Genomic DNA, 17,253 nt, shown 5'->3' with positions numbered 1-17,253 from the left:
ACGGGGTGCACCGGCATCCAGCCTCGTATGCGCTCTGCGTGCCGCACGTTCGGCCGCGCCGTCTTGGTGGGGGCGCCATCACGGCACCTCCCGCACGACCAGTTCGACCCACGCGCCGGCCGGGTCCTTCGCTCCGGCGATGAAGGCCACGGACACGACTCGCGAGGAGTCGTCGTCGGCGACAAGCCCGGCGTCGACGAGTCCGTCGATCGCGGCCTTCACGGTCGGCTGCAGGTTGTGGGGGTCGAACCTGCGGCTCGTCTTCGGGTGGATGACTGCGGTGATCGCGACTTTGGACATGGGTGCGAGCCGTTTGGACCAGGTCACCAGCGCGGCGGTCTCGCGGATGACCTTGGTCCGACGTGCTCGGACGGCCCAGTGCAGGCGCTGATTCGAGTTCAGCAGCGGTAGCACCGGCAGCTTGATCACGGCGGTGCGCGTCTCAGGCGGGGCGGTCACGGCGTCTCCTTGGGGATGGTCTGGCGGGCAACCTCGTCGGCGGCCTCGATGGGGGGAGTCGTTCGGTCAGGAAGCGGCCTGCCGCCGGACCGGTAGTCGTTGATCTGCACCACGCCCGGGAGCGGGTGGTCGACCGAGATCCACTGCACTTCGCCGGTGGTGATCATCTCCGGCACCGACAGGGGTTCGGCGACCACGCGGGGCCACCGAGCGAACCACGCCCGCAGCCGGGCGAACGCCTGGACGATTTCCTCTTCGGTGGAGACCTCCAGGTCCTCACCGGCCACAGCGATGTGGGAGGGCAGGTGCACGCCCTCACGCCCGCCGACCCGGCGGAAGTGGGCGAACACGCGCTCGCCCTCGCGCTGGGCCGCGTGGTCGGTGGGCGGCTCGCACACGATCATGTTCCGTGGCCCGCGACCCTTGACCTTCCAGCAGACGTGCTGGACATCCCAGCCGTAGGCCAGCGCGTCACTTTCGAGCACGTCCATGAGGTTCAACAGGAACCACTCGCGCTCGGACACGCCGGCGGGCGCGGGGACGCTGTAGGTAGACATCGCTTTCTCCTCAGGGGGGAGGGGGCGCCCGGCACCGGTCGGGCGCCCTGGGGTGGTTCAGCCGGTCAGGTCTTCCAGGAGGGTCCCGGCGGTGAGGCGCTCGTAGCGGGCGGCGTCCAGGGCCTTGCGGGCGGCGTCGGCGTGCGGGCCCGTCACGACCTCCAGGTCATCGACGCGGAGCTGCACCTTCTCCTCGCTGTACTCCTCGTCGTCCTTCGTCTTCTGCTTCTCGCTACGGCCGCCCGGGCTGACCGCGGCCACGATCAGCCACTGCTCGCCAGTGCCATAGCCCCGGAACAGTGCGCTGGCGTAAGCAGCGACCGCCTTCCGTGCGTCGTCGGTGAGTTTCGGCTGCATGGATACGTCGGGCATCAGTTCTCCTCGGGGGTGTCGTCGTCGGGCCAGACGATGTGGTCGGCCCAGTCGGGGGTCAGGAATGGGTTGATGAGCCGGATGTCGCCGGGCTCATACGGCCGCGGGATACGGATCCAGTCCACGGGGGTCCTCCAGGAGAGGCGGGGCGCCACGACGGACGCCCCGCAAGGGGTCAGTGGGAGTCAGGCGGGGTGGCAGTGGGCGGCCAGTCGTCGACGATCTCGCCCTCGATGACCTCGTCCACAACCTCGCCAGTGGTCGCGTCCACCCCGGCCGGCGGCGGCTCCGGAGCAGCAGAGTGACGCTGCTCGGCCGCGACCTCCTGCGCTGCGCGGAGCTGCTCGCGGCGGTACTCAGAGGAAGTGGGGATCCACTTCGCGAGCTGACGCACGGCACTCTTGAGCCACATGGACTCCTCCCACTTCCTCCACGGAGAGAAGTCGGAGTCTGCGCCGTCGGACTGGGCCTTGATCTTGTCGATCTGCGCCCGGTTCAGGACGACCACCTTGGACACGGCGCCGTCCTTCATCACCGCGTAGGCATAGACCAGCCGCATCCGACCGCGGTCAGGGGCATCCCAGTCGATCTCGTGCTCCGGCCGGTCCATCCGCCCCGGCACGTACCGGAACTGGTCGTGCTCGTGCACGACCTCGGCGACCACCGAGGAGATCGCGCCGGCCCGGTGCATCAGCTCCACGAGCCCCTGCCACCCGGTGATGCCCTGCACCTCCAGGCGCCCCTTTCGCTTGCGCGGGGTCAGGTAGAACTCGGGGGTGCCCGGCGTGAGGCCCTTCTGGGCGGCGTCCATCAGCGCACCCATGAAGGCTGCCGGGTTGTTCGCGGCGGCCTGGGCGAGCTTCGGGTCGCGGCGGATCACGCCGACCGCCAGCCGCACCCACTGGTCGGGCTTGACGTGGGACGGCATGACCTGGGCGAGATCGGCCTTGTAGGTGGTGATCATCGTGGCCGGGGAGTTGTCGCGCTGGGCGACGGCGTTGGTGACGGTCTCGGTCATCGGTCTTCACTTCTTCCGTGCGGGCTTGAGGCACTTGGTGGTCCCGTCGGCGTTCACCACGCGGGTGGCGATCCGTTCTCCGGCGACCGCGGCGCGGCGGCCGTCGCCGATCCGGTCGAGGACCTCGCCGGCGAGCCGCTGCTTCTCGGCCTTCGCCGCCGTGTAGGTGTCGAGTGCGGACAGGTAGTCCTCGGCGAGTCCGGCGGGGATCTCGACGTCCTCGTCGACCACGCCGTCGGGCAACTGGCGGATGGTCTGGTAGGTGGCGGTCGAGCCGTCGATGTCCGGACGGACCCCGTCACGGACCGACCGCATGAACAGGTCACCCTCGGTGCCCAGGGTCGCGATCTCGACCTGGACGGCTTCGTCGTCCGGGTTGATGTCGACCACGTACTCGCGGTAGTCCGAACCGGAGATCAGCACCGCGACGTAGGCGCGCGTCAGACCGAGCGCGTCCAGGTACCACAGCACCTGGCACCGGTAGTAGACGGGGATCTCGTCCGTGCCCGGCGCGCCCCACCCCAGGTCGTCCCGGGCGGTCTTGACCTCCAGGAGAGCGGTCGGGACGCCGGGGCACGCCGGGTCGTAGAGGAGCCGGTCGGGGTTGGCGAGCTGGTAGTCGCGGACCGTGGACACGTAGGTTCCGGCGGAGGTGACCACCAGTTCGGGGTGGTACTCGGCGAACGCCTCAGCGATCGGAGTCTCCAGGCGGCGCCCCCACGACATGGGGGCGTTCTCCTCCTGCTCGCCGGCCAGCCCGCGCTTGCGGTGCCACAGGCTGAACCGCGACTCCCACGGGCTGAGGCCGAGGACGGCGGCGATCTCCGAACCACCAAGGCGGGTGGCGCGAGCGGCGTGCCACTCCGGCGAGCGCGGCTCCCAGTCACCCAGCAGACGAGCGGCAGAGGCGATGGGGGCGGTCACGGCGCCACCCCTTCGAGGCGTCCCGGCTGGGAGACGCCGGGGTGGTAGTGAACGGTGCGACCCGCCTCGTCTACGCGAGACGGCCATTCGGAGGTGTCCGCGCCGACGCCGCGGGCGCACCGGAGAATGGCGGGGTAGGCAGGGTCGGGGCTGTAGTGTTCGCGGATTTTGCCGTCCTGGCGGCACTGGATCGTCGACCCGCAGTACGGGCACAACGCGTAGGTCGTGATCATGTGTCCCTCTCGGGGATGCGGTTGGGAGGGCCGCCCCGTGCCCCTCGCGACGGGGCGGCCAGGTTGGTGCCGTGCCGGCCGCAGCACGTGGCGGTACGGCCAGCACGGGGTTCATGCGGCCAGGTCGATGTCCTGGCCGGTGATGGCCTCGGTCACGGCGGCGACCAGATCGCGGGCGGCAGGCGGAGTGACCGCGTTGCCGGCCATGCGTACCCGCTCGCGTTTGTTGCCGAGCAGGACGTAGCCCGCGGGGAACTCCATGGCCGCCCGGTACTCGTCCGGCGTGAGCATCCTGAACCCGAGGTCCTCAACCGACGTTGCGCGCCCGCCGCGGATCAGGGAGTGCCGGTCGACCGTGGTGACGGTCGGCAGCGGCTCGCCTGCGGGCCGGGCGGCGCCGTTGCCGTAGTACGGAGCGATCAGGTCCGGCACCGTCAGCCCGTGGTGGTTACCGCTCGCGCACACCGTGGCCAGGGGCTCGGACACGGGCCGGTGCCTCGAACCGCCGCCGCGCAGTTCCACCACGTAGGGCGGCACGGTCACCCCGGTCTCGTTGCGCGCGGTGCAGGTCCGCAGCGGCTCGCTGGCCGGCCGGGCACGCTTTCCCTCGCGCCCTTCCACGGGCACGATCAGCGGTGGCGCCGCCACGCCCTCGTTCTCTCGCGTGGTGCGGGTTCGCATCGGCACATCGACCGGGTACGCGGTGTCGTTCCACGTACCGCCGGCCGGGACCATCAGCGGCCGGGCGTAGGCATCGAACCCCTCCCGGATGCGCTTCATCGTCTTCTCAGCGAGAGGCTTCGTCCGATCACCGATCCGCGTGGCGGGCAGCGTCCAGTCGATCGCGTCCGCCGCCGGGCGCACCGCGGGTTCGACCTCGGCGTTGCGGCATTCGATGCGGGGGCACCGCCACACGTACTGGGAGCGGTACTTGCCGACCGTGCGGCCCTCGCGTCGCCACGACTGGATCGCGCGCACAGGGCCGTGGGTAGGGCACTCAGCGTGCGGCCGGGTCCACTTGTCCAGGTCCGGCGCACGCTCCCTGGACCGCCACGCCACCACGTACAGCCGGTCGCGGGACTGCGGTGCACCCGGTCCGAGTGCCTGGGCGTGCATCGAGTTCAGCGAGACCAGTCGGAACTCGTAGCCGAGCGCGGTCAGCGCGGCCGACCAGGCTGGCCACAGCACCCACTCCCGGGCGTCCACGACGTTCTCGACGATGACCGCGCGGTACCGGTGGTGTTCGGCGAACCGCACCACGTCCCACATGGTCGCCCTGCTGCGCTCGGCCGCCTCGTCGGGCAGGATCTCGCCGAACAGGTCCGGTTGCTGGTCGGAGCGCCGCACGCCCTTCGCGATGGAGTGGTTCGTGCAGGACGGGGAGAACCATCCGACGTCGGTTCGGGGGTACCGGCGCGGGTCGACCTGGGACAGGTCAGCGCAGTCGTGGCGAGCTTCGGGGTGGTTGGTGTTGTGGGTTTCTACGGCCAGTTTCCAGTGGTTGGCGGCCATGACCACTGACACGCCGGGCACCTGGACGGCGCCCGTGCTGGATCCGCCGGCCCCGCAGAACAGGTCAGTCAGGGTGATCATCGGTTGCCCTCCTTGGGGGTGGTGAGGGAGAGGACGGCCGCGCCCAGCAGGCCGGACGCGACCATCACGACGAGCAGGGCGATCACCGGTCGCGCCCCTGCTTTCGGCGGAGCGCCCTGTCCACCCGGTCCACCCGGTGCCGCTCCTCGTTGGAGACGTGAGGCGCGAGTTCGTCCCGCACCCAGTTCGCGATCTGCCACGCCTCGTCGCGCTGCTCGCGGAGCTTGCGGTGCTTCGCGTCGTCCTTGCTCACGCCGCCTCCTTCCGGGCCTTGGCCTTCGCGATGGAGGCGCGCTTCGACCGGCGGCGGCGCTCGTCGGCGAGCTCCTGCTCGTGCAGGCCGCCCCACGTGCCGTACTTCTCGGGACGCGAGATCGCGTAGTCGAGACATTCGGCGCGGACAGGGCAGAGAGCGCAGATCTCCTTGGCCACGGACTCGTAGCCCGGGGTGAAGAACAGGTCGGTGTCCGCGTCCCGGCACGCTGCGTCGTCCTGCCACCGGTAGCGGTCACCGGAGGCGATGCGGGGCGTGCCGGTGGGGGGTGACTGGATCCTCACGACGCACCCCCCAGCAGGTCGCCGGGGGCGGTCACGTCCGCCAAGGCAAGTTCGAGGTCGCGGGCCGCGACCTCCTCTTCCTCGAACCGGTAGATGGCCTGCTTCAACGACTCTCGTGCAGCCCACAGGGCGCCGCGCACGTAGGCGGCATCGTCGCTCGTCTCCCGGGTCTCGGCGCGCTCGCTCGCGTAGAGGAGGTACTCGACGGTGTTCGCGAGCAGGTCGTCGAGGGTCTGCGGTTTAGGGGTCACGGCTGGCCTCCCAGGTCCTTCAGCTCCTGGTAGAGAGCCCGCAGGTCGCGCCCAGCGGCGGCGAGGTCGCCGGCCGAGCCGTACTTCGCTCGGGCAATCTTCTTCATCAGCTCCTGCTCGCGGGCGGCCAGCTCGGCGGTCCGCTCGTAGCGGGCCTCCAGCCACTCGGCCGGGGTCTTGGCAGAGAAGGGGTTCTTCACCGCGCACCTCCGGCCAGGTCCACGAGGTGCTGCAGGTGGTCCCGCATCTCCTGGACGCCCGCGAGCAGCGCCTCGGCTGTGGCGAGCATGTCCTGCGGGTCACCATCAGAGATGGTGATCGAGGAGACCGGAGTGGACCCGGAGTAGAGGTCGAGCCGCGGCAGGCCGTCGATGCCCACGATGTGGACGTCGTACTCGGCGGGGCCGGCCGGGATCACGGATCGACTAGCCGTCGGCGGGGTGTGGATAATGGTCACTGGCCCTGTCCTTTCTGAACGGGTGGGTTGGGGCCGAGAGCCTCCGCCGTTGGCCCGGCGGGGGCTCGCTTCATGAGGGGGGCGTCAGGCGGCTGGAGTTTCGCGGTCGCGCACGCTGGCGACCATGTGGCAGAGCACCTGGTGCAGATCCGCCGGGAGCCGGCCAGCGGCAAGGCTCCCGATCCGCCAGTAGAGGGCGTCCTCCCAGGTGGTGCCGGGTCGCGGCGGCCGGGTGAGGTACTGCTCGTACACCTCGCGCGGGCGGCCGGTCAGTGCACACCGCTTCTCGATGAGGCGGCGGACCGTCGCCATGCGGAGAACCGTCTCCCTCAGATCGCCCGCGTTCGACACGTCTCCTCCATCAAGTAGGTGGGAGCTGCGGCGACGAAGTCCGTTGCTGGGACCTCCAGTGCCTCCGCGAGGCGTTCCACGAGCTCCCAGGAGGGATCTCGTTTCCCGTTCTCGATGCGGCTGAGGTAGCCGGGGCTGCGCCCGACCTGCTGTCCCAGGTGGGCGAGCGACCAGCGTCTCCGCTTGCGGAGGTGGGCTAGTCGTGCGCCGTCGACCCGGATGTCATCGGTGCTCGGCATGACTTCATGTTGCCAATCTTTGCCACGCATCGTCAAGCAAATGCGTAAACTTGCCACGCATTAGGCTACGTTCGCCAGACCTTACTTCCCTCATTGGCACTTCTTGCCGTCCCAGGACGGGACGGGCGGCATGAGTGCCGTAGGATTGCCTATCGTTGCCAACTGATGGATGGAGCGTCCGCGATGGAGCACTGGCGACGATTGGCAAAGCTGCTGGTCGCGCGACGATCAGAACTACGGCCGGAATGGCGAGATCGCACAGTTTTCGCACGCGATGTCGGGCTGAGTCCTCGGACGCTCTCGGACCTAGAGAAGGCAAGGCGCGAGAACTATCGCAAGGGCTGGCTGACGCAGGTGGAGTACGCCTACCGCTGGACCCCGGGAAGCGTCCAGGCGGTTCTGGAGGGGGGCGACCCAACTCCTGCCGAGGAGGCGGCTCTGACTGGGGCCGGCGTTGTCGAACAGGAGGACGATGAGAAGTACAGCTTCCGCGCAGTTTCAGGGGTGCAGACGAATCCCCGGGGCCGCCGCGTGATCCTCTATGAGATGCGGTCAGGAATGCGAGTCCATCAAGAGGACTTCCCGGCTGACTGGCCACCGAACGTCGTAGAGCGAGCGATGAGGCAAGCAATGGAGGCTACGGCGGCCATCCTTCGTAACGCTAAGTGACCACGAGATTCGGTCACGCCAATCTTCAATTAGGGTCTGGATCTTCCCACCCATGCCCGCTATCGTGTGATCTCCGACCGGGCATCCCCCTCCAAGAGGAGGGAAAGTGTCCCAGCCAGTCACAAGTCAATACTGCGCGCCCATCCCCGACCTCCAGGCACTCGTCGTGCCCGAATTGAGGTCCCCCTCGGCCCTAATCGCGGTGCACCGCACGCCCGACGCCAGCGAAACGCTGGTACTGATCCGCATGTGGATCAGCACTCGGGAGCTGGTCGAAGAGATAATGGGGAAGCTGACGGACACGGAATACGCCATCTACTGCCAGGCGGCAGGGATCCCTCCCGGCGTCCACCCGCTGGAGATGTACCACCCGGACCTCCGGGCCGTACAGGCTCTCGTCCCGTCACAGATCGCACTAGCGGCATAGGCGCAAAACGATGGCCGCCCGGCTCCTCCAACCGGGCGGCCAATGTTTTACGCAGGATCAGCCCTCCCCCACCCACTTGATCGCGACCGACTCCTCCGCCGACAGCTTCCGCGGCCCCGTCCGCCCAACGCGGAGGACCTTGATCCATTTAGTGAACGCCCGCAGGCCGGCGCGCTGCTGCTCCAGCGTCCACCCTCGCCACGTTCGCTCGACCAGATCCGGATCATCTGGAGCAGCCAACGCAACAGCGAGAGGCTCGATCGCGCGCGGGCGCGCCAACTTCTCCGCCTCCGCGATCTTTCGCTTGATGCGCTCCTCGTCCGCCTGCGCCATCATGCGCGACACCCGGTCGGCGCGGACGTCGTCGTACAGCGCATCCAACTCCGCGCGCATCTGCGTCAACTGGGCGTGAGCCGCCTTCACTTGCTCCGGCGACACCGCTTCGCTCGTGAACGCTGTCAGCACATCCGGGTCAGAGAACCGCTCGATCACGCCTTCCTCCACATGGGAGTCCAGTGCTTCGAGGCTGCGAGACACGCACCCGATCGGCGCGCCTGGGTACAGGCCGCGGCAGCAGTACACCGCCTTCCTCCCCTTGCCGGATCGCTGGATCTTGTACATCCGCGCCCCGCACACACCGCATATGGCGATCCCCGACAACAGGTATTGGGCGGTGGTGTCCGACGAGCTCTGGTTCTGGGCGAGCCGAGCCTGGATCGCCCACCACATCCCTTCATCGAGGATGGGTTCCCATCCGCCCTCCGAAATGATCTGGCCCCGGTGGATGCGTTTGCCCATGAGTGCCGGCCTCAGCAGCAGCTGCCGGATCACCATGGAACTCCACCCCATGGCGGGGTGCAGTTTCTTGGTTTTCGGGTGCGGCACCGGTTCCCCCGCCACGTGTCCGCTCGCGTTCGGGATGCCGCGGCGGTTGAGGTCGGAGGCGATCGACTTCATTGTCTCCCCGGCTAGATACCGCTCCGCGATCTCCCGGACGATCTTCGCCTCCTCCTGCCTTACAACCTGGCGGACGAGGTTTCCGGTCTTCGGGTGATAGATCCGCTCGAACCCGTAGCCAGCGACGCCGTGGGGTGAACCGGATTCCGCGTTGGAAGACACGTCGCGGAGGATGCGGCGACGCGTGTCCTCCACCTCCGCGACAGATTTCGCCAGCATGATGTCCAGGAAGAACATGTCCTGGCCGTTCTGCGTGTCATACAGCTTGCCGCCGACATGGAAGAACATCCCCTGCTTCTTGGCGGCCGAGACCAGCGCCGCCCAGACGTCGCGCTCCCGCGTCCACCGGGCGATCTCCCAACCCCAGACCACCTCGCCAGCCCCGGCCTCGATGTCGGCCATGAGCCGCTTCCAGTCTTCGCGTTCCTGGGTGGCGTACTCGGAGGCTGATCGGTCGTTGTCGACGTAGACGCCGGCGAGATCCCATCCCTCGTGGTCGGCGGTACGGCGAGCACCGGCCTCCTGTTGGTTGACGGAGCGCTTGTCGCGCTTGTCAGTGGAGACACGCAGGTAGGCGAGCATGCGGGGCCGCGGGCCGCGCATGCGTTTCAGGAGTTCAAGCTCGGCTGACACGAATCCATCATAGACAGAAAGAGTATGTGTATAGAATGGTGTCGCACGCGGCCACTTCCATGGACACGTCGCATCACCGGCTTCCGTCGCAGAGCGGGTCGGGGACGGCCGAACCCCACGGCCGCCCGGAGAGAGGGGAACCGCCGCGGCCGGTGTCCGGGGCCGGGTGCTCCGGTGGAGAGCCTAAAACCTCAAGCAAAGTCGAGGTCAACAGTGCGCGGCGTCACGCTCCCTTCGGGATTCCCGCCGATTGACCTCGGCTTAACTCGAACTTCTACCGTTCCCCCGAGCCGCCACAACGGCGGACCGTCGGAAAGGAAACGCCCATGAGCGACCGAACGCCGGTGCTGGTCACCGGTGCCACCGGCAACGTCGGCCGGCACGTCGTGACACGACTGCTGGCGGAGGGCGTCCCCGTGCGGGCCCTCACCCGCGACCCCGCCACCGCCGGCCTGCCCGACGGCGTCGCCGGATACCGCGGCGACCTGTCGGAGCCCGCCACCCTGCGGGAGGCGCTCGACGGAGCCGGCGCGGTGTTCCTGGTCTGGCCGTTCCTCACCGCCGAGGCCGCCCCGGCGGTCCTGGAGCGCGTCGCCGGGCACACCGAACGGCTGGTCTACCTGTCCTCCTCCGGCGTGCGGGACGACCTCCCCGAGCAGGCCGACCCCATCAACGCCTTCCACGCCGACATCGAGCGCATGGTGCGCGCCACCGGCCTGGACTGGACGTTCCTGCGCGCCGGCGGCTTCGCCGCCAACGCCCTGCAGTGGGCCGGACAGATCCGCGCCACCGGCGTGGTGCGGGCCCCGTTCGGCACGGCCTCCCGGGCGCTGATCCACGAGGCCGACATCGCGGCCGTGGCCGTCCGCGCCCTCCTCGACGACGGCCACAGCGAGGCCACCCACATCCTCACCGGCCCCGCGCCGCTCACCCAGGCCGAGCAGGTCCGGCTCATCGGCGAGGCGATCGGCCGCCCCACGCGCTTCGTGGAACAGCCCCCGGAAGAGGCGCGCGCCGACATGGTGGCGGCCGGCTGGCCGGAGAACGTGGTGGACGGCATCCTGAACGCGCACTCCGCCATGACGAAGGGCGCCGCCGGCCAGGTGACCGGCACCGTCCAGGCCGTCACCGGCCGCCCCGCGCGCACATTCGCCGAGTGGGCCCGCGACCACGCCGACGACTTCCGCTGACCGGGGCGAGCGGCCGTGCTACGGCGGTGCCCCGCGCTGTCACATGTGGGGGGCGCCCGGCGGCATCCCGGGTCCGCCGCCCCAGCGGGCGCGCTCGGCCGCGAGCCGGCGGCGGTGGCCGCCGCGCCGCACCGCGGTGGTCACGATCAGCACGATGCCGATGACCAGCCCCGAGATCAGGAACAGGAACACCGACCCCAGCGTGCCCAGGATGCCGAAGACCACGGTGGCGGCACCGGCGCCGTAGGACACGCTGAAGGCGGCGCCGGAGTCCGCCGCGCACGCGATCGTGTACCCGCCCGGCTCGGTGATGCCGATCTCGGCGACCAGGACCCGCGACACCCCGTTGACCGTGGTGGTGCTGGTGTAGCCGGGCGCGCGGATCACGACGTCGCCCGCCTCACCGGTGACCGCGCAGGCCCGCTCCACCTCATCGAAGGACAGCTCGCGGTCCGCGTAGAGCCGCCAGGTGTCGGAGTCGGTGTTCCCGCTCTCCGCGGTGAAGGCCGCCTCCTCGCCGGCGCGGAACCCCACGACGGGCGGATCGGCGGCCGTGGTGCGGAAGGCGCCGACGAAGAGCGCCACGACCGCGCCCACGACTCCGAGGACGATGACGAGACCGCCGATCCAGAACCACAGGCGGCGCGGACGCACTTCGGCGGGATCGGGACGCGCGGGCTGGCTCATCGGGCGCCGTCCCCGGTGACGGCGGGCCGTGCCGGCCGCCCGGTTCCGTGCCGGTCACATCCGGCGGGGGTCGCTGCCGTCATCCGCGCTCCTGTTCGGATCAGGGAGATTCGCGTTCTCCGCGGCCGGTGGCCGGGGTTTCGACGCCGGGAGCCTTCGGCCCGTTCCGCAGCGGCGTGGCCGGATTCGGCCGCCCGCGCTCCCCGCTCACCCGCTCACCCGGCCGCCACCGCCGCGTGCGCCCGGTGCTCACTCGGGCTGACGCCGCGCACCCGCTTGAAGGCGACGCTCAGCGCGAAGGCGTTCGCGTAACCGACCCGCCGGGCGATGGAGTCGATCGTCTCGGTGGTGTCGGCGAGCAGGTCGGCCGCCAGGCAGACCCGCCAGTCCGCGAGGTAGGTCATCGGCGGCGTGCCGACCAGCGCGGTGAAGCGGCGGGCCATCGTCGCCCGCGACACTCCCGCCACCTCCGCCAGCGACGCCACCGTCCACTGCCGGGCCGGCGCGTCGTGCAGCGCCCGCAGCGCCGGCCCGGCCACCGGGTCGCCCAGCGCCCGGTACCACGGCGGTGCCTGCGTTCCGGCGCGGGCGAACCACGTGCGCAGCGTGAACATCAGGAGCAGGTCCAGCAGCCGGTCCAGGATCACCTGCCGGCCCGGCCCGTCCCGGACGACCTCCGCGGCGATCTGCTCGGTCAGCGGGCAGTCCGCCTCATTCTCGGCGACCGTGACCACCGCGGGCAGCGCGGACAGCAGCCGCTCGTTGACGTGCCCGCGAACCCGGTACCCGCCCGTGAGCAGCAGCGCCGCCCCGGACTCCCCGTCCTGGCGGGCGAGCCCGTCCCGCTCCGGTTCCGCTCCGGCGGCCACCCCACCGGAGGCGGTTCGGTGCTCCGCATCGTGCGCCACGGTCCGTGGCGGGGTGGCAGGAGGATCGGCGAGGGTGAACGGCCCCGGCCCGCGCACGACCGCCACGTCCCCCGTTCCCAGGCGCACCGCTCCGCCGCCGTCCGGCACCACCCACGCGCGGCCGCGCAGCGGCGTCACCACGGTGAGCGCGGCACCGGCGGCCAGGCGCAGCGCCCACGGCGGCGACAGAACGCTCCGCCCGATGAGCGCCCCGCGCGCCCGCGCGCCGTGCAGGAGTTCCGCGAGCACGTCCACACCGGCATGCTAGACGCCCGGACATGCGCGTGAGAGCCACGGCCATAGACCGTCTCACCGGGCGGCGGTTGACTGAAGCCATGACAGAGCACCCCATCCTCGTCCTGGGCGGCACCGGCAAGACCGGCCGCCGGGTCGCCGCGCACCTGCGCGAGCGCGGCGCCGCGGTGCGGGCCGTCTCCCGCTCCACCGAGCAGCGCTTCGACTGGCACGACGACGCCACATGGGACGCCGCCCTGCGCGGCGTCCGCGCCGTCTACCTGGTGGAACCCGGCACGGCGGACGCCCCCGAGACCGTCCGCGCCTTCGCCCGGCGCGCGGCGGCCCGCGGCGCCGAGCGCCTCGTGCTGCTGTCCTTCCGCAGCGTGGACGCACCGGCGTACGGGCACTACCAGGCCATCGAGCGGGCCGTGCGCGACGCCGGTACCGGCTGGACCATGCTCCGCCCCGACTGGTTCGCGCAGAACTTCACCGAGGACTTCTTCCGCCGGGGCGTCCTGGCCGGCGAACTCCGGCTGCCGACCGGCGACGGCGCGGTGCCGTTCATCGACGCCGAGGACATCGCCGCCGTCGCCGCGGCCGTCCTCACCGAGGACGGCCATGACGGACGCCACTACGACCTCACCGGCCCGCGGGCGCTGACCGTCGCCGAGGCGCTCGCCGAGATCGCCCGCGCCGGCGGACCGGCGGCGCGGTACGCCCACGTGGACGCGGCGGCGTTCACCGCCGAACTCGGCCGTCAGGGCTGGCCGGCGGAGGCCGCCGCCGTGGTCACCACGATGCTGGACGACATCCGGCAGGGCCACAACGCGCCGCTGTCCGACGGGGTGCGGCAGGTGCTGGGACGCGAGCCGGTGGACTTCACCCGCTACGCGGAGGCCGCGGCGGCGGCCGGCGCCTGGCGGGAACCGTCGCCGGGCCGCGGTTGAGCGAACCGTGCGGGCGGCCGTCCGGCCCGGGGCCGCCGCCCGCACCACACGGTCAGTCCCACCACACCGGGTAGCGGTGGACTCCCTCGCACAGGTTGTCGAGCGCCTCCTCGGCGGTGCGGCCGAGCACCGTGTTGCTGTCCATGAGGGAGAACACCGCACCGGCCTCGTCCATGGCGAGGTAGCGGTTGCCCCGGTCGGTGCCGCCCAGCGGGTACAGGCGCCCGGAGACGCCGCGGGAGAAGCAGGAGAAGATCTCGTCGTCGTACTCGGCGACGGCCGGATCGAATCGGAACTCCGACCGCGCCATGTTCCGCCCCGGGCCGGCGTACGGCGACGCCAGACCGCCGAACTCCCGCAGGAACGCACGGGCCGCCGGGTGCGGGACGAACCCGCCGCGCTCGCGCAGCCACGCCACCCACGGCCCGACGTCGACGCGCCGCCCCGGATACCAGCCGGCGGCGCGCAACCGCGCCTCGGTCCGCGCAGACCAGCCGCGTCCGGACCGCCCCTCGCTCACCACGGTCCTCCCTCCGCGCCGTCCGGGCGGGACATCCTGTTCCAGCGGTCGCCGAGACTCCTGGACGTCGAGCGGAACGATCCCGGGGCCACGGTCGCGCCGGGACCCGGCGTCCATACGCCGTGGCGTGCCCGGACCGCGCGACCGTCTCCAGGACCGCGTCCCGCATCGCGGGGCCGCCGGTGTGCCCGAAGTCGCCGGTCACCCGCAACCAGCGCCCGGGGGCCCTCGGCGTTGACGGTCTCCGCGACGCGCTCAGGGTATCCGCTCGGCGTGGGCGAGGATCAGCCTGGAATCCCGGGACCCGCCGTACCGCAGCCACTCCTCGATGCCGTGGTCGAACGGCACGATGCGGCCGGACGTCGGGGCGAACGTCCGGCGGGCGCCGCCGGTCTACCGGTGGATCCGGTTCCCCGTCGCGGGCATTGAGCGGGCGCGCGGCTCGATGAGGGGACGGGCCGGGCACGGGCCATCCCACAAGGAGGGACCCTGACCCGGCCACGCCGCCGACCGGCGGCGCGCGCCGACCCCACGGCACCGGTACCGGCCCGGTGGCGGCACCGCGCCGAGCCCCCGAAGTGGCACACTGGCGGCCATGGCCAAGGTGTACCCCCGCATCGACGACCGCCTCGCCGCGTTCCTGCTCGACCAGCCGGTGTTCTTCGTCGGCACCGCTCCGCTGAGCGCCGACGGCCACGTCAACGTCTCTCCCAAGGGCATGGCCGGCACGTTCGCGGTGCTGGACGACCACCGCGTCGGCTACCTCGACTACACCGGCTCGGGGACGGAGACCATCGCGCATCTGGCGGAGAACGGGCGCATCGTCCTGATGTTCTGCGCCTTCGGCGGGCCGCCGAAGATCGTGCGGCTGCACGGACAGGGCCGTGTGGTGCGCCCCGCCGACGCGGAGTTCGCCGAGCTGCGCCCGCACTTCGCCAAGGAGCGCACACTGGGCCAGCGCTCGATCATCGTGGTGGACGTGCGGCGGATCTCCGACTCCTGCGGGTACTCGGTGCCGCTGATGGACCTGAGCGGCCACCGCGACGTCCTGGACCGGTCGCACGAGCGCCGGGATCCGGAGTATTTCGCCGCCTACTGGCGGACCCGCAACGCCGAGAGCATCGACGGTCTTCCCGGGGCCGGCGCAGCGAGCTGAGCGCGCCGCGGAAAAAGGCCGACTCCGGCCATCCGGGCGCGCCGGTCACACCGGGCGGCGCACCTCACCAGGCAAGACCAACCAAGACCACAGAAAGACGACAGGAAACCCACGCGAATCCCTGTTTTCGGTCGGTGGTGTGTGGTTGACTGCAGCGCGTCACACTCCCCCGGCGCGGCCCGGCCCCGCGTGGCCAGGCCGCGCCCCCAAGTCTTGGAGACGCACATGCCCGCACTGCGCAGAGGCAGGGCGATCGCCTCATCACTGGTCATCGGCCTGCTCCTCACCCTCGGCGTCTCGGTCGCCGCCGCCTCCCCCGCCGCCGCCGCGGGCACCTTCCGGCTCTGCAACGTGGGCTCCGGCTACACCGCCAGCGCGTACTTCCCGGGCCGCGGCGGTTTCTCCACCTTCGCCGTCGGCTCCGGCCAGTGCACCAGCGTGAGCACCGACGGCGGCGAGAGCTTCTACGTGGAGATCACCAACGCCGGCGGACGCCACAAGGCGACCGGCCTCTACAGCATCCCCAGCGGCCGGAGCATGCAGTTCTCCACGGGCGGCACCTTCGCCGCGCCGCAGTACACCCCGCAGGTCTACTGACGGATCCGCCGCCGGAGTCGGGGCCGGGCCGCGGTGCGCGGCCCGGCCCCGACTCCGTCCGGCTCCCCTCCGTCACCGGGCCCCGCTGGCCTCGCCGCACGGCGCGCCGGCCCCCGCACCGGCGCGGAGCCACCCCGTGAACGACACCCCTTCTCCCCCGTCCCGAACTCGACCTGCTCAAGGAGTTCCCGGACGGGCTCGCTCTCGGCCACGCGGAGGGGTTCTGGCCGAAGGAGTACGACGGGAACACCGGCCTGCACGCGTGGCCGGCCACCCCGACTTCCTTTCGCGCTTCATCCCCTTCGCCCGCGCCACCGGCTCCGGGGCCTGCTACGCGCCGTGGCGGTGCGGCGACTTCCTCGCCTGGCCGTACCGGAACTTCGGGCCGACCCCGCCGGAGGACGCCGACGCCCTCCGCGAGGAGGTCGAGGAGGCGTACGGCGCGCGGTTCCGCGCCCGGGCCGGCAGGTACGTCCCCGCTACGTCCCCGCCTCGACCTGGGACCAGCCCACCGGCGAGGCCGCTCGCCGCGCCCCGCCCAGCGCCGCGCGGCGAACTGCACGCCGCGTGACGGCGGCAACGAGAGCGCTCTCACACCACGAAACCCCCGGAACCAGAATGAAATCGGGCAGGTCGCGGTGTTGGCTGGAAGGTGCCCGGGTCATCCCCCGCGCCGATCCCCTTCCGCCTCCGACCGCGCTGGGAGCCGCCTCGTGCCCATCGCCCTGCTCGCCCTGGCCATCGGCACCTTCGGGTTCGGGACCACCGAATTCGCCGCAATGGGCATCTTGCCGGATGTCGCCGAGGCGTTCGGCGTCTCCATCCCCCTCGGCGGCTACATCATCTCCGGCTACGCCGTCGGCGTGGTCATCGGAGCGCCACTGCTCACCGCGCTCGGCGCCCGCGTCGACCGCAAGCGGCTGCTGCTCGCCCTCATGGGCCTCTACACCGCCGGCAACCTGGCCGCCGCGCTCGCCCCCACCTTCGAGGTCCTGGTCGCCGCGCGGGTGCTCACCGCGCTCCCGCACGGCACGTTCTTCGGCGTCGGCTCGGTCGTCGCCGCCTCCCTCGTGCCCGCCACCAAGCGGGCGCAGGCCATCTCCCTGGTCATCGCCGGGCTCACCGTCGCCAACATCGTCGGTGTCCCGCTCACCACCCTGGCCGCGCAGCAGTTCGGCTGGCGCGCCGCGTTCTGGATCGTCACCGCGGTAGGGCTCATCACCCTGGCGGCGGTGGCCCGCCTGGTCCCCGCACAGCCGCCGCGGCCCGGCGCGACGCTGCGCGCCGAACTGGGCGCGCTCGCCCGCGGCCAG

26 protein-coding genes are annotated in these 17,253 nt (G+C 71.2%); 8 read left to right on the top strand and 18 right to left on the bottom strand.

Annotated elements, in window-relative coordinates; all coding sequences use genetic code 11:
- Nucleotides 1–78 precede the first annotated feature (78 nt).
- The 14 genes from ACFQRF_RS23895 to ACFQRF_RS23830 form a co-directional block, all read right to left on the bottom strand.
- Nucleotides 79–459, bottom strand: coding sequence for a hypothetical protein (locus ACFQRF_RS23895; protein ID WP_379873428.1), 381 nt, complete (start codon nucleotides 457–459; stop codon nucleotides 79–81).
- Nucleotides 456–1,016: a hypothetical protein gene (locus ACFQRF_RS23890; protein ID WP_379873427.1), complete on the bottom strand. Its 561-nt coding sequence runs from the start codon at nucleotides 1,014–1,016 to the stop codon at nucleotides 456–458. Before ACFQRF_RS23890 ends, ACFQRF_RS23895 begins: the two co-directional genes overlap by 4 nt.
- Before the next feature lie 57 nt (nucleotides 1,017–1,073).
- The gene (locus ACFQRF_RS23885; protein ID WP_379873426.1) at nucleotides 1,074–1,388 is read right to left on the bottom strand and encodes a hypothetical protein; all 315 of its coding nucleotides are present in this window, start codon (nucleotides 1,386–1,388) and stop codon (nucleotides 1,074–1,076) included.
- Nucleotides 1,388–1,513, bottom strand: a complete 126-nt coding sequence (locus tag ACFQRF_RS23880) for a hypothetical protein (protein ID WP_379873425.1) — start codon at nucleotides 1,511–1,513, stop codon at nucleotides 1,388–1,390. The genes ACFQRF_RS23885 and ACFQRF_RS23880 overlap by 1 nt, the downstream gene beginning before the upstream one ends.
- Before the next feature lie 50 nt (nucleotides 1,514–1,563).
- The gene (locus tag ACFQRF_RS23875) at nucleotides 1,564–2,406 is read right to left on the bottom strand and encodes a recombinase RecT (RefSeq protein ID WP_379873424.1); all 843 of its coding nucleotides are present in this window, start codon (nucleotides 2,404–2,406) and stop codon (nucleotides 1,564–1,566) included.
- 6 nt (nucleotides 2,407–2,412) lie between these two features.
- Nucleotides 2,413–3,330, bottom strand: coding sequence for a YqaJ viral recombinase family nuclease (locus ACFQRF_RS23870; protein ID WP_379873423.1), 918 nt, complete (start codon nucleotides 3,328–3,330; stop codon nucleotides 2,413–2,415).
- A gap of 344 nt (nucleotides 3,331–3,674) precedes the next feature.
- The gene (locus ACFQRF_RS23865; protein WP_379873422.1) at nucleotides 3,675–5,156 is read right to left on the bottom strand and encodes a DNA cytosine methyltransferase; all 1,482 of its coding nucleotides are present in this window, start codon (nucleotides 5,154–5,156) and stop codon (nucleotides 3,675–3,677) included.
- A gap of 82 nt (nucleotides 5,157–5,238) precedes the next feature.
- A complete protein-coding gene (locus ACFQRF_RS23860) occupies nucleotides 5,239–5,409 on the bottom strand; it encodes a hypothetical protein (RefSeq protein ID WP_379873421.1) in 171 nt (56 codons plus the stop codon).
- Nucleotides 5,406–5,678, bottom strand: coding sequence for a WhiB family transcriptional regulator (locus tag ACFQRF_RS23855; protein ID WP_379873605.1), 273 nt, complete (start codon nucleotides 5,676–5,678; stop codon nucleotides 5,406–5,408). The genes ACFQRF_RS23860 and ACFQRF_RS23855 overlap by 4 nt, the downstream gene beginning before the upstream one ends.
- Before the next feature lie 32 nt (nucleotides 5,679–5,710).
- Nucleotides 5,711–5,965 carry a hypothetical protein gene (locus ACFQRF_RS23850; protein WP_379873420.1) on the bottom strand — a complete coding sequence of 85 codons (255 nt, stop codon included), beginning with the start codon at nucleotides 5,963–5,965 and terminating at the stop codon, nucleotides 5,711–5,713.
- Nucleotides 5,962–6,165, bottom strand: coding sequence for a hypothetical protein (locus ACFQRF_RS23845; RefSeq protein ID WP_379873419.1), 204 nt, complete (start codon nucleotides 6,163–6,165; stop codon nucleotides 5,962–5,964). Before ACFQRF_RS23845 ends, ACFQRF_RS23850 begins: the two co-directional genes overlap by 4 nt.
- Complete coding sequence (locus ACFQRF_RS23840; RefSeq protein ID WP_379873418.1) at nucleotides 6,162–6,422, bottom strand: hypothetical protein; 261 nt, start codon at nucleotides 6,420–6,422, stop codon at nucleotides 6,162–6,164. Before ACFQRF_RS23840 ends, ACFQRF_RS23845 begins: the two co-directional genes overlap by 4 nt.
- An 84-nt stretch (nucleotides 6,423–6,506) precedes the next feature.
- Complete coding sequence (locus tag ACFQRF_RS23835; RefSeq protein ID WP_379873417.1) at nucleotides 6,507–6,734, bottom strand: hypothetical protein; 228 nt, start codon at nucleotides 6,732–6,734, stop codon at nucleotides 6,507–6,509.
- A 17-nt stretch (nucleotides 6,735–6,751) separates the two neighbouring features.
- A complete protein-coding gene (locus tag ACFQRF_RS23830; protein ID WP_379873416.1) occupies nucleotides 6,752–7,012 on the bottom strand; it encodes a helix-turn-helix domain-containing protein in 261 nt (86 codons plus the stop codon).
- Nucleotides 7,013–7,213: 201 nt separating this feature from the next.
- Between ACFQRF_RS23830 and ACFQRF_RS23825 the strand changes: the two genes are divergently transcribed.
- Both ACFQRF_RS23825 and ACFQRF_RS23820 read left to right on the top strand, forming a co-directional pair.
- Entirely contained in the window at nucleotides 7,214–7,681 is a 468-nt protein-coding gene (locus ACFQRF_RS23825; RefSeq protein WP_379873415.1) for a hypothetical protein, read from the top strand.
- A 106-nt stretch (nucleotides 7,682–7,787) separates the two neighbouring features.
- Nucleotides 7,788–8,108: a hypothetical protein gene (locus ACFQRF_RS23820; protein WP_379873414.1), complete on the top strand. Its 321-nt coding sequence runs from the start codon at nucleotides 7,788–7,790 to the stop codon at nucleotides 8,106–8,108.
- Between the two features lie 57 nt (nucleotides 8,109–8,165).
- Here the strand turns inward: ACFQRF_RS23820 and ACFQRF_RS23815 are convergent, their stop codons facing one another.
- On the bottom strand, nucleotides 8,166–9,698 hold the full coding sequence (locus tag ACFQRF_RS23815; RefSeq protein ID WP_379873413.1) for a recombinase family protein: 1,533 nt from the start codon (nucleotides 9,696–9,698) through the stop codon (nucleotides 8,166–8,168).
- 326 nt (nucleotides 9,699–10,024) lie between these two features.
- On the opposite strand from ACFQRF_RS23815, the gene ACFQRF_RS23810 reads away from it, so the two are divergent.
- The gene (locus ACFQRF_RS23810; protein ID WP_379873412.1) at nucleotides 10,025–10,888 is read left to right on the top strand and encodes an NAD(P)H-binding protein; all 864 of its coding nucleotides are present in this window, start codon (nucleotides 10,025–10,027) and stop codon (nucleotides 10,886–10,888) included.
- A 39-nt stretch (nucleotides 10,889–10,927) separates the two neighbouring features.
- Here the strand turns inward: ACFQRF_RS23810 and ACFQRF_RS23805 are convergent, their stop codons facing one another.
- A complete protein-coding gene (locus ACFQRF_RS23805; protein ID WP_379873411.1) occupies nucleotides 10,928–11,575 on the bottom strand; it encodes a hypothetical protein in 648 nt (215 codons plus the stop codon).
- A gap of 215 nt (nucleotides 11,576–11,790) precedes the next feature.
- The gene (locus ACFQRF_RS23800) at nucleotides 11,791–12,738 is read right to left on the bottom strand and encodes an AraC family transcriptional regulator (protein ID WP_379873410.1); all 948 of its coding nucleotides are present in this window, start codon (nucleotides 12,736–12,738) and stop codon (nucleotides 11,791–11,793) included.
- An 80-nt stretch (nucleotides 12,739–12,818) separates the two neighbouring features.
- On the opposite strand from ACFQRF_RS23800, the gene ACFQRF_RS23795 reads away from it, so the two are divergent.
- Nucleotides 12,819–13,667 (top strand): NmrA family NAD(P)-binding protein, encoded by an 849-nt coding sequence (locus tag ACFQRF_RS23795; protein ID WP_379873409.1) that lies wholly within the window; start codon nucleotides 12,819–12,821, stop codon nucleotides 13,665–13,667.
- 52 nt (nucleotides 13,668–13,719) lie between these two features.
- Here ACFQRF_RS23795 and ACFQRF_RS23790 read toward each other — a convergent pair whose 3' ends face one another.
- Nucleotides 13,720–14,187 (bottom strand): SUKH-3 domain-containing protein, encoded by a 468-nt coding sequence (locus ACFQRF_RS23790; protein WP_379873408.1) that lies wholly within the window; start codon nucleotides 14,185–14,187, stop codon nucleotides 13,720–13,722.
- Between the two features lie 595 nt (nucleotides 14,188–14,782).
- On the opposite strand from ACFQRF_RS23790, the gene ACFQRF_RS23785 reads away from it, so the two are divergent.
- The 4 genes from ACFQRF_RS23785 to ACFQRF_RS23770 all read left to right on the top strand — a co-directional run.
- Nucleotides 14,783–15,343: a pyridoxamine 5'-phosphate oxidase family protein gene (locus ACFQRF_RS23785; RefSeq protein ID WP_379873407.1), complete on the top strand. Its 561-nt coding sequence runs from the start codon at nucleotides 14,783–14,785 to the stop codon at nucleotides 15,341–15,343.
- 225 nt (nucleotides 15,344–15,568) lie between these two features.
- On the top strand, nucleotides 15,569–15,940 hold the full coding sequence (locus ACFQRF_RS23780) for a hypothetical protein (RefSeq protein ID WP_379873406.1): 372 nt from the start codon (nucleotides 15,569–15,571) through the stop codon (nucleotides 15,938–15,940).
- A gap of 262 nt (nucleotides 15,941–16,202) precedes the next feature.
- On the top strand, nucleotides 16,203–16,511 hold the full coding sequence (locus ACFQRF_RS23775; RefSeq protein ID WP_379873405.1) for a hypothetical protein: 309 nt from the start codon (nucleotides 16,203–16,205) through the stop codon (nucleotides 16,509–16,511).
- 142 nt (nucleotides 16,512–16,653) lie between these two features.
- Nucleotides 16,654–17,253: MFS transporter (locus ACFQRF_RS23770; RefSeq protein ID WP_379873404.1), on the top strand; the 600-nt coding region annotated here is incomplete at its 3' end.

It is taken from the genome of Marinactinospora rubrisoli (assembly GCF_042664915.1).
Classification (GTDB): Bacteria; Actinomycetota; Actinomycetes; order Streptosporangiales; family Streptosporangiaceae; genus Marinitenerispora; species Marinitenerispora rubrisoli.
Note: the sequence above shows the minus strand (reverse complement) of the source record. Positions and strands in the feature narration are given on the sequence as shown.

What these genes read in the sequence shown, in the direction of transcription:
- ACFQRF_RS23890 (WP_379873427.1), bottom strand. Translation starts at nt 1,016, where the DNA reads ATGTCTACCTACAGCGTCCCCGCGCCCGCCGGCGTGTCCGAGCGCGAG.
- ACFQRF_RS23885 (WP_379873426.1), bottom strand. Translation starts at nt 1,388, where the DNA reads ATGCCCGACGTATCCATGCAGCCGAAACTCACCGACGACGCACGGAAG.
- ACFQRF_RS23875 (WP_379873424.1), bottom strand. Translation starts at nt 2,406, where the DNA reads ATGACCGAGACCGTCACCAACGCCGTCGCCCAGCGCGACAACTCCCCG.
- ACFQRF_RS23865 (WP_379873422.1), bottom strand. Translation starts at nt 5,156, where the DNA reads ATGATCACCCTGACTGACCTGTTCTGCGGGGCCGGCGGATCCAGCACG.
- ACFQRF_RS23835 (WP_379873417.1), bottom strand. Translation starts at nt 6,734, where the DNA reads ATGGCGACGGTCCGCCGCCTCATCGAGAAGCGGTGTGCACTGACCGGC.
- ACFQRF_RS23830 (WP_379873416.1), bottom strand. Translation starts at nt 7,012, where the DNA reads ATGCCGAGCACCGATGACATCCGGGTCGACGGCGCACGACTAGCCCAC.
- ACFQRF_RS23810 (WP_379873412.1), top strand. Translation starts at nt 10,025, where the DNA reads ATGAGCGACCGAACGCCGGTGCTGGTCACCGGTGCCACCGGCAACGTC.
- ACFQRF_RS23805 (WP_379873411.1), bottom strand. Translation starts at nt 11,575, where the DNA reads ATGAGCCAGCCCGCGCGTCCCGATCCCGCCGAAGTGCGTCCGCGCCGC.
- ACFQRF_RS23795 (WP_379873409.1), top strand. Translation starts at nt 12,819, where the DNA reads ATGACAGAGCACCCCATCCTCGTCCTGGGCGGCACCGGCAAGACCGGC.
- ACFQRF_RS23785 (WP_379873407.1), top strand. Translation starts at nt 14,783, where the DNA reads ATGGCCAAGGTGTACCCCCGCATCGACGACCGCCTCGCCGCGTTCCTG.
- ACFQRF_RS23780 (WP_379873406.1), top strand. Translation starts at nt 15,569, where the DNA reads ATGCCCGCACTGCGCAGAGGCAGGGCGATCGCCTCATCACTGGTCATC.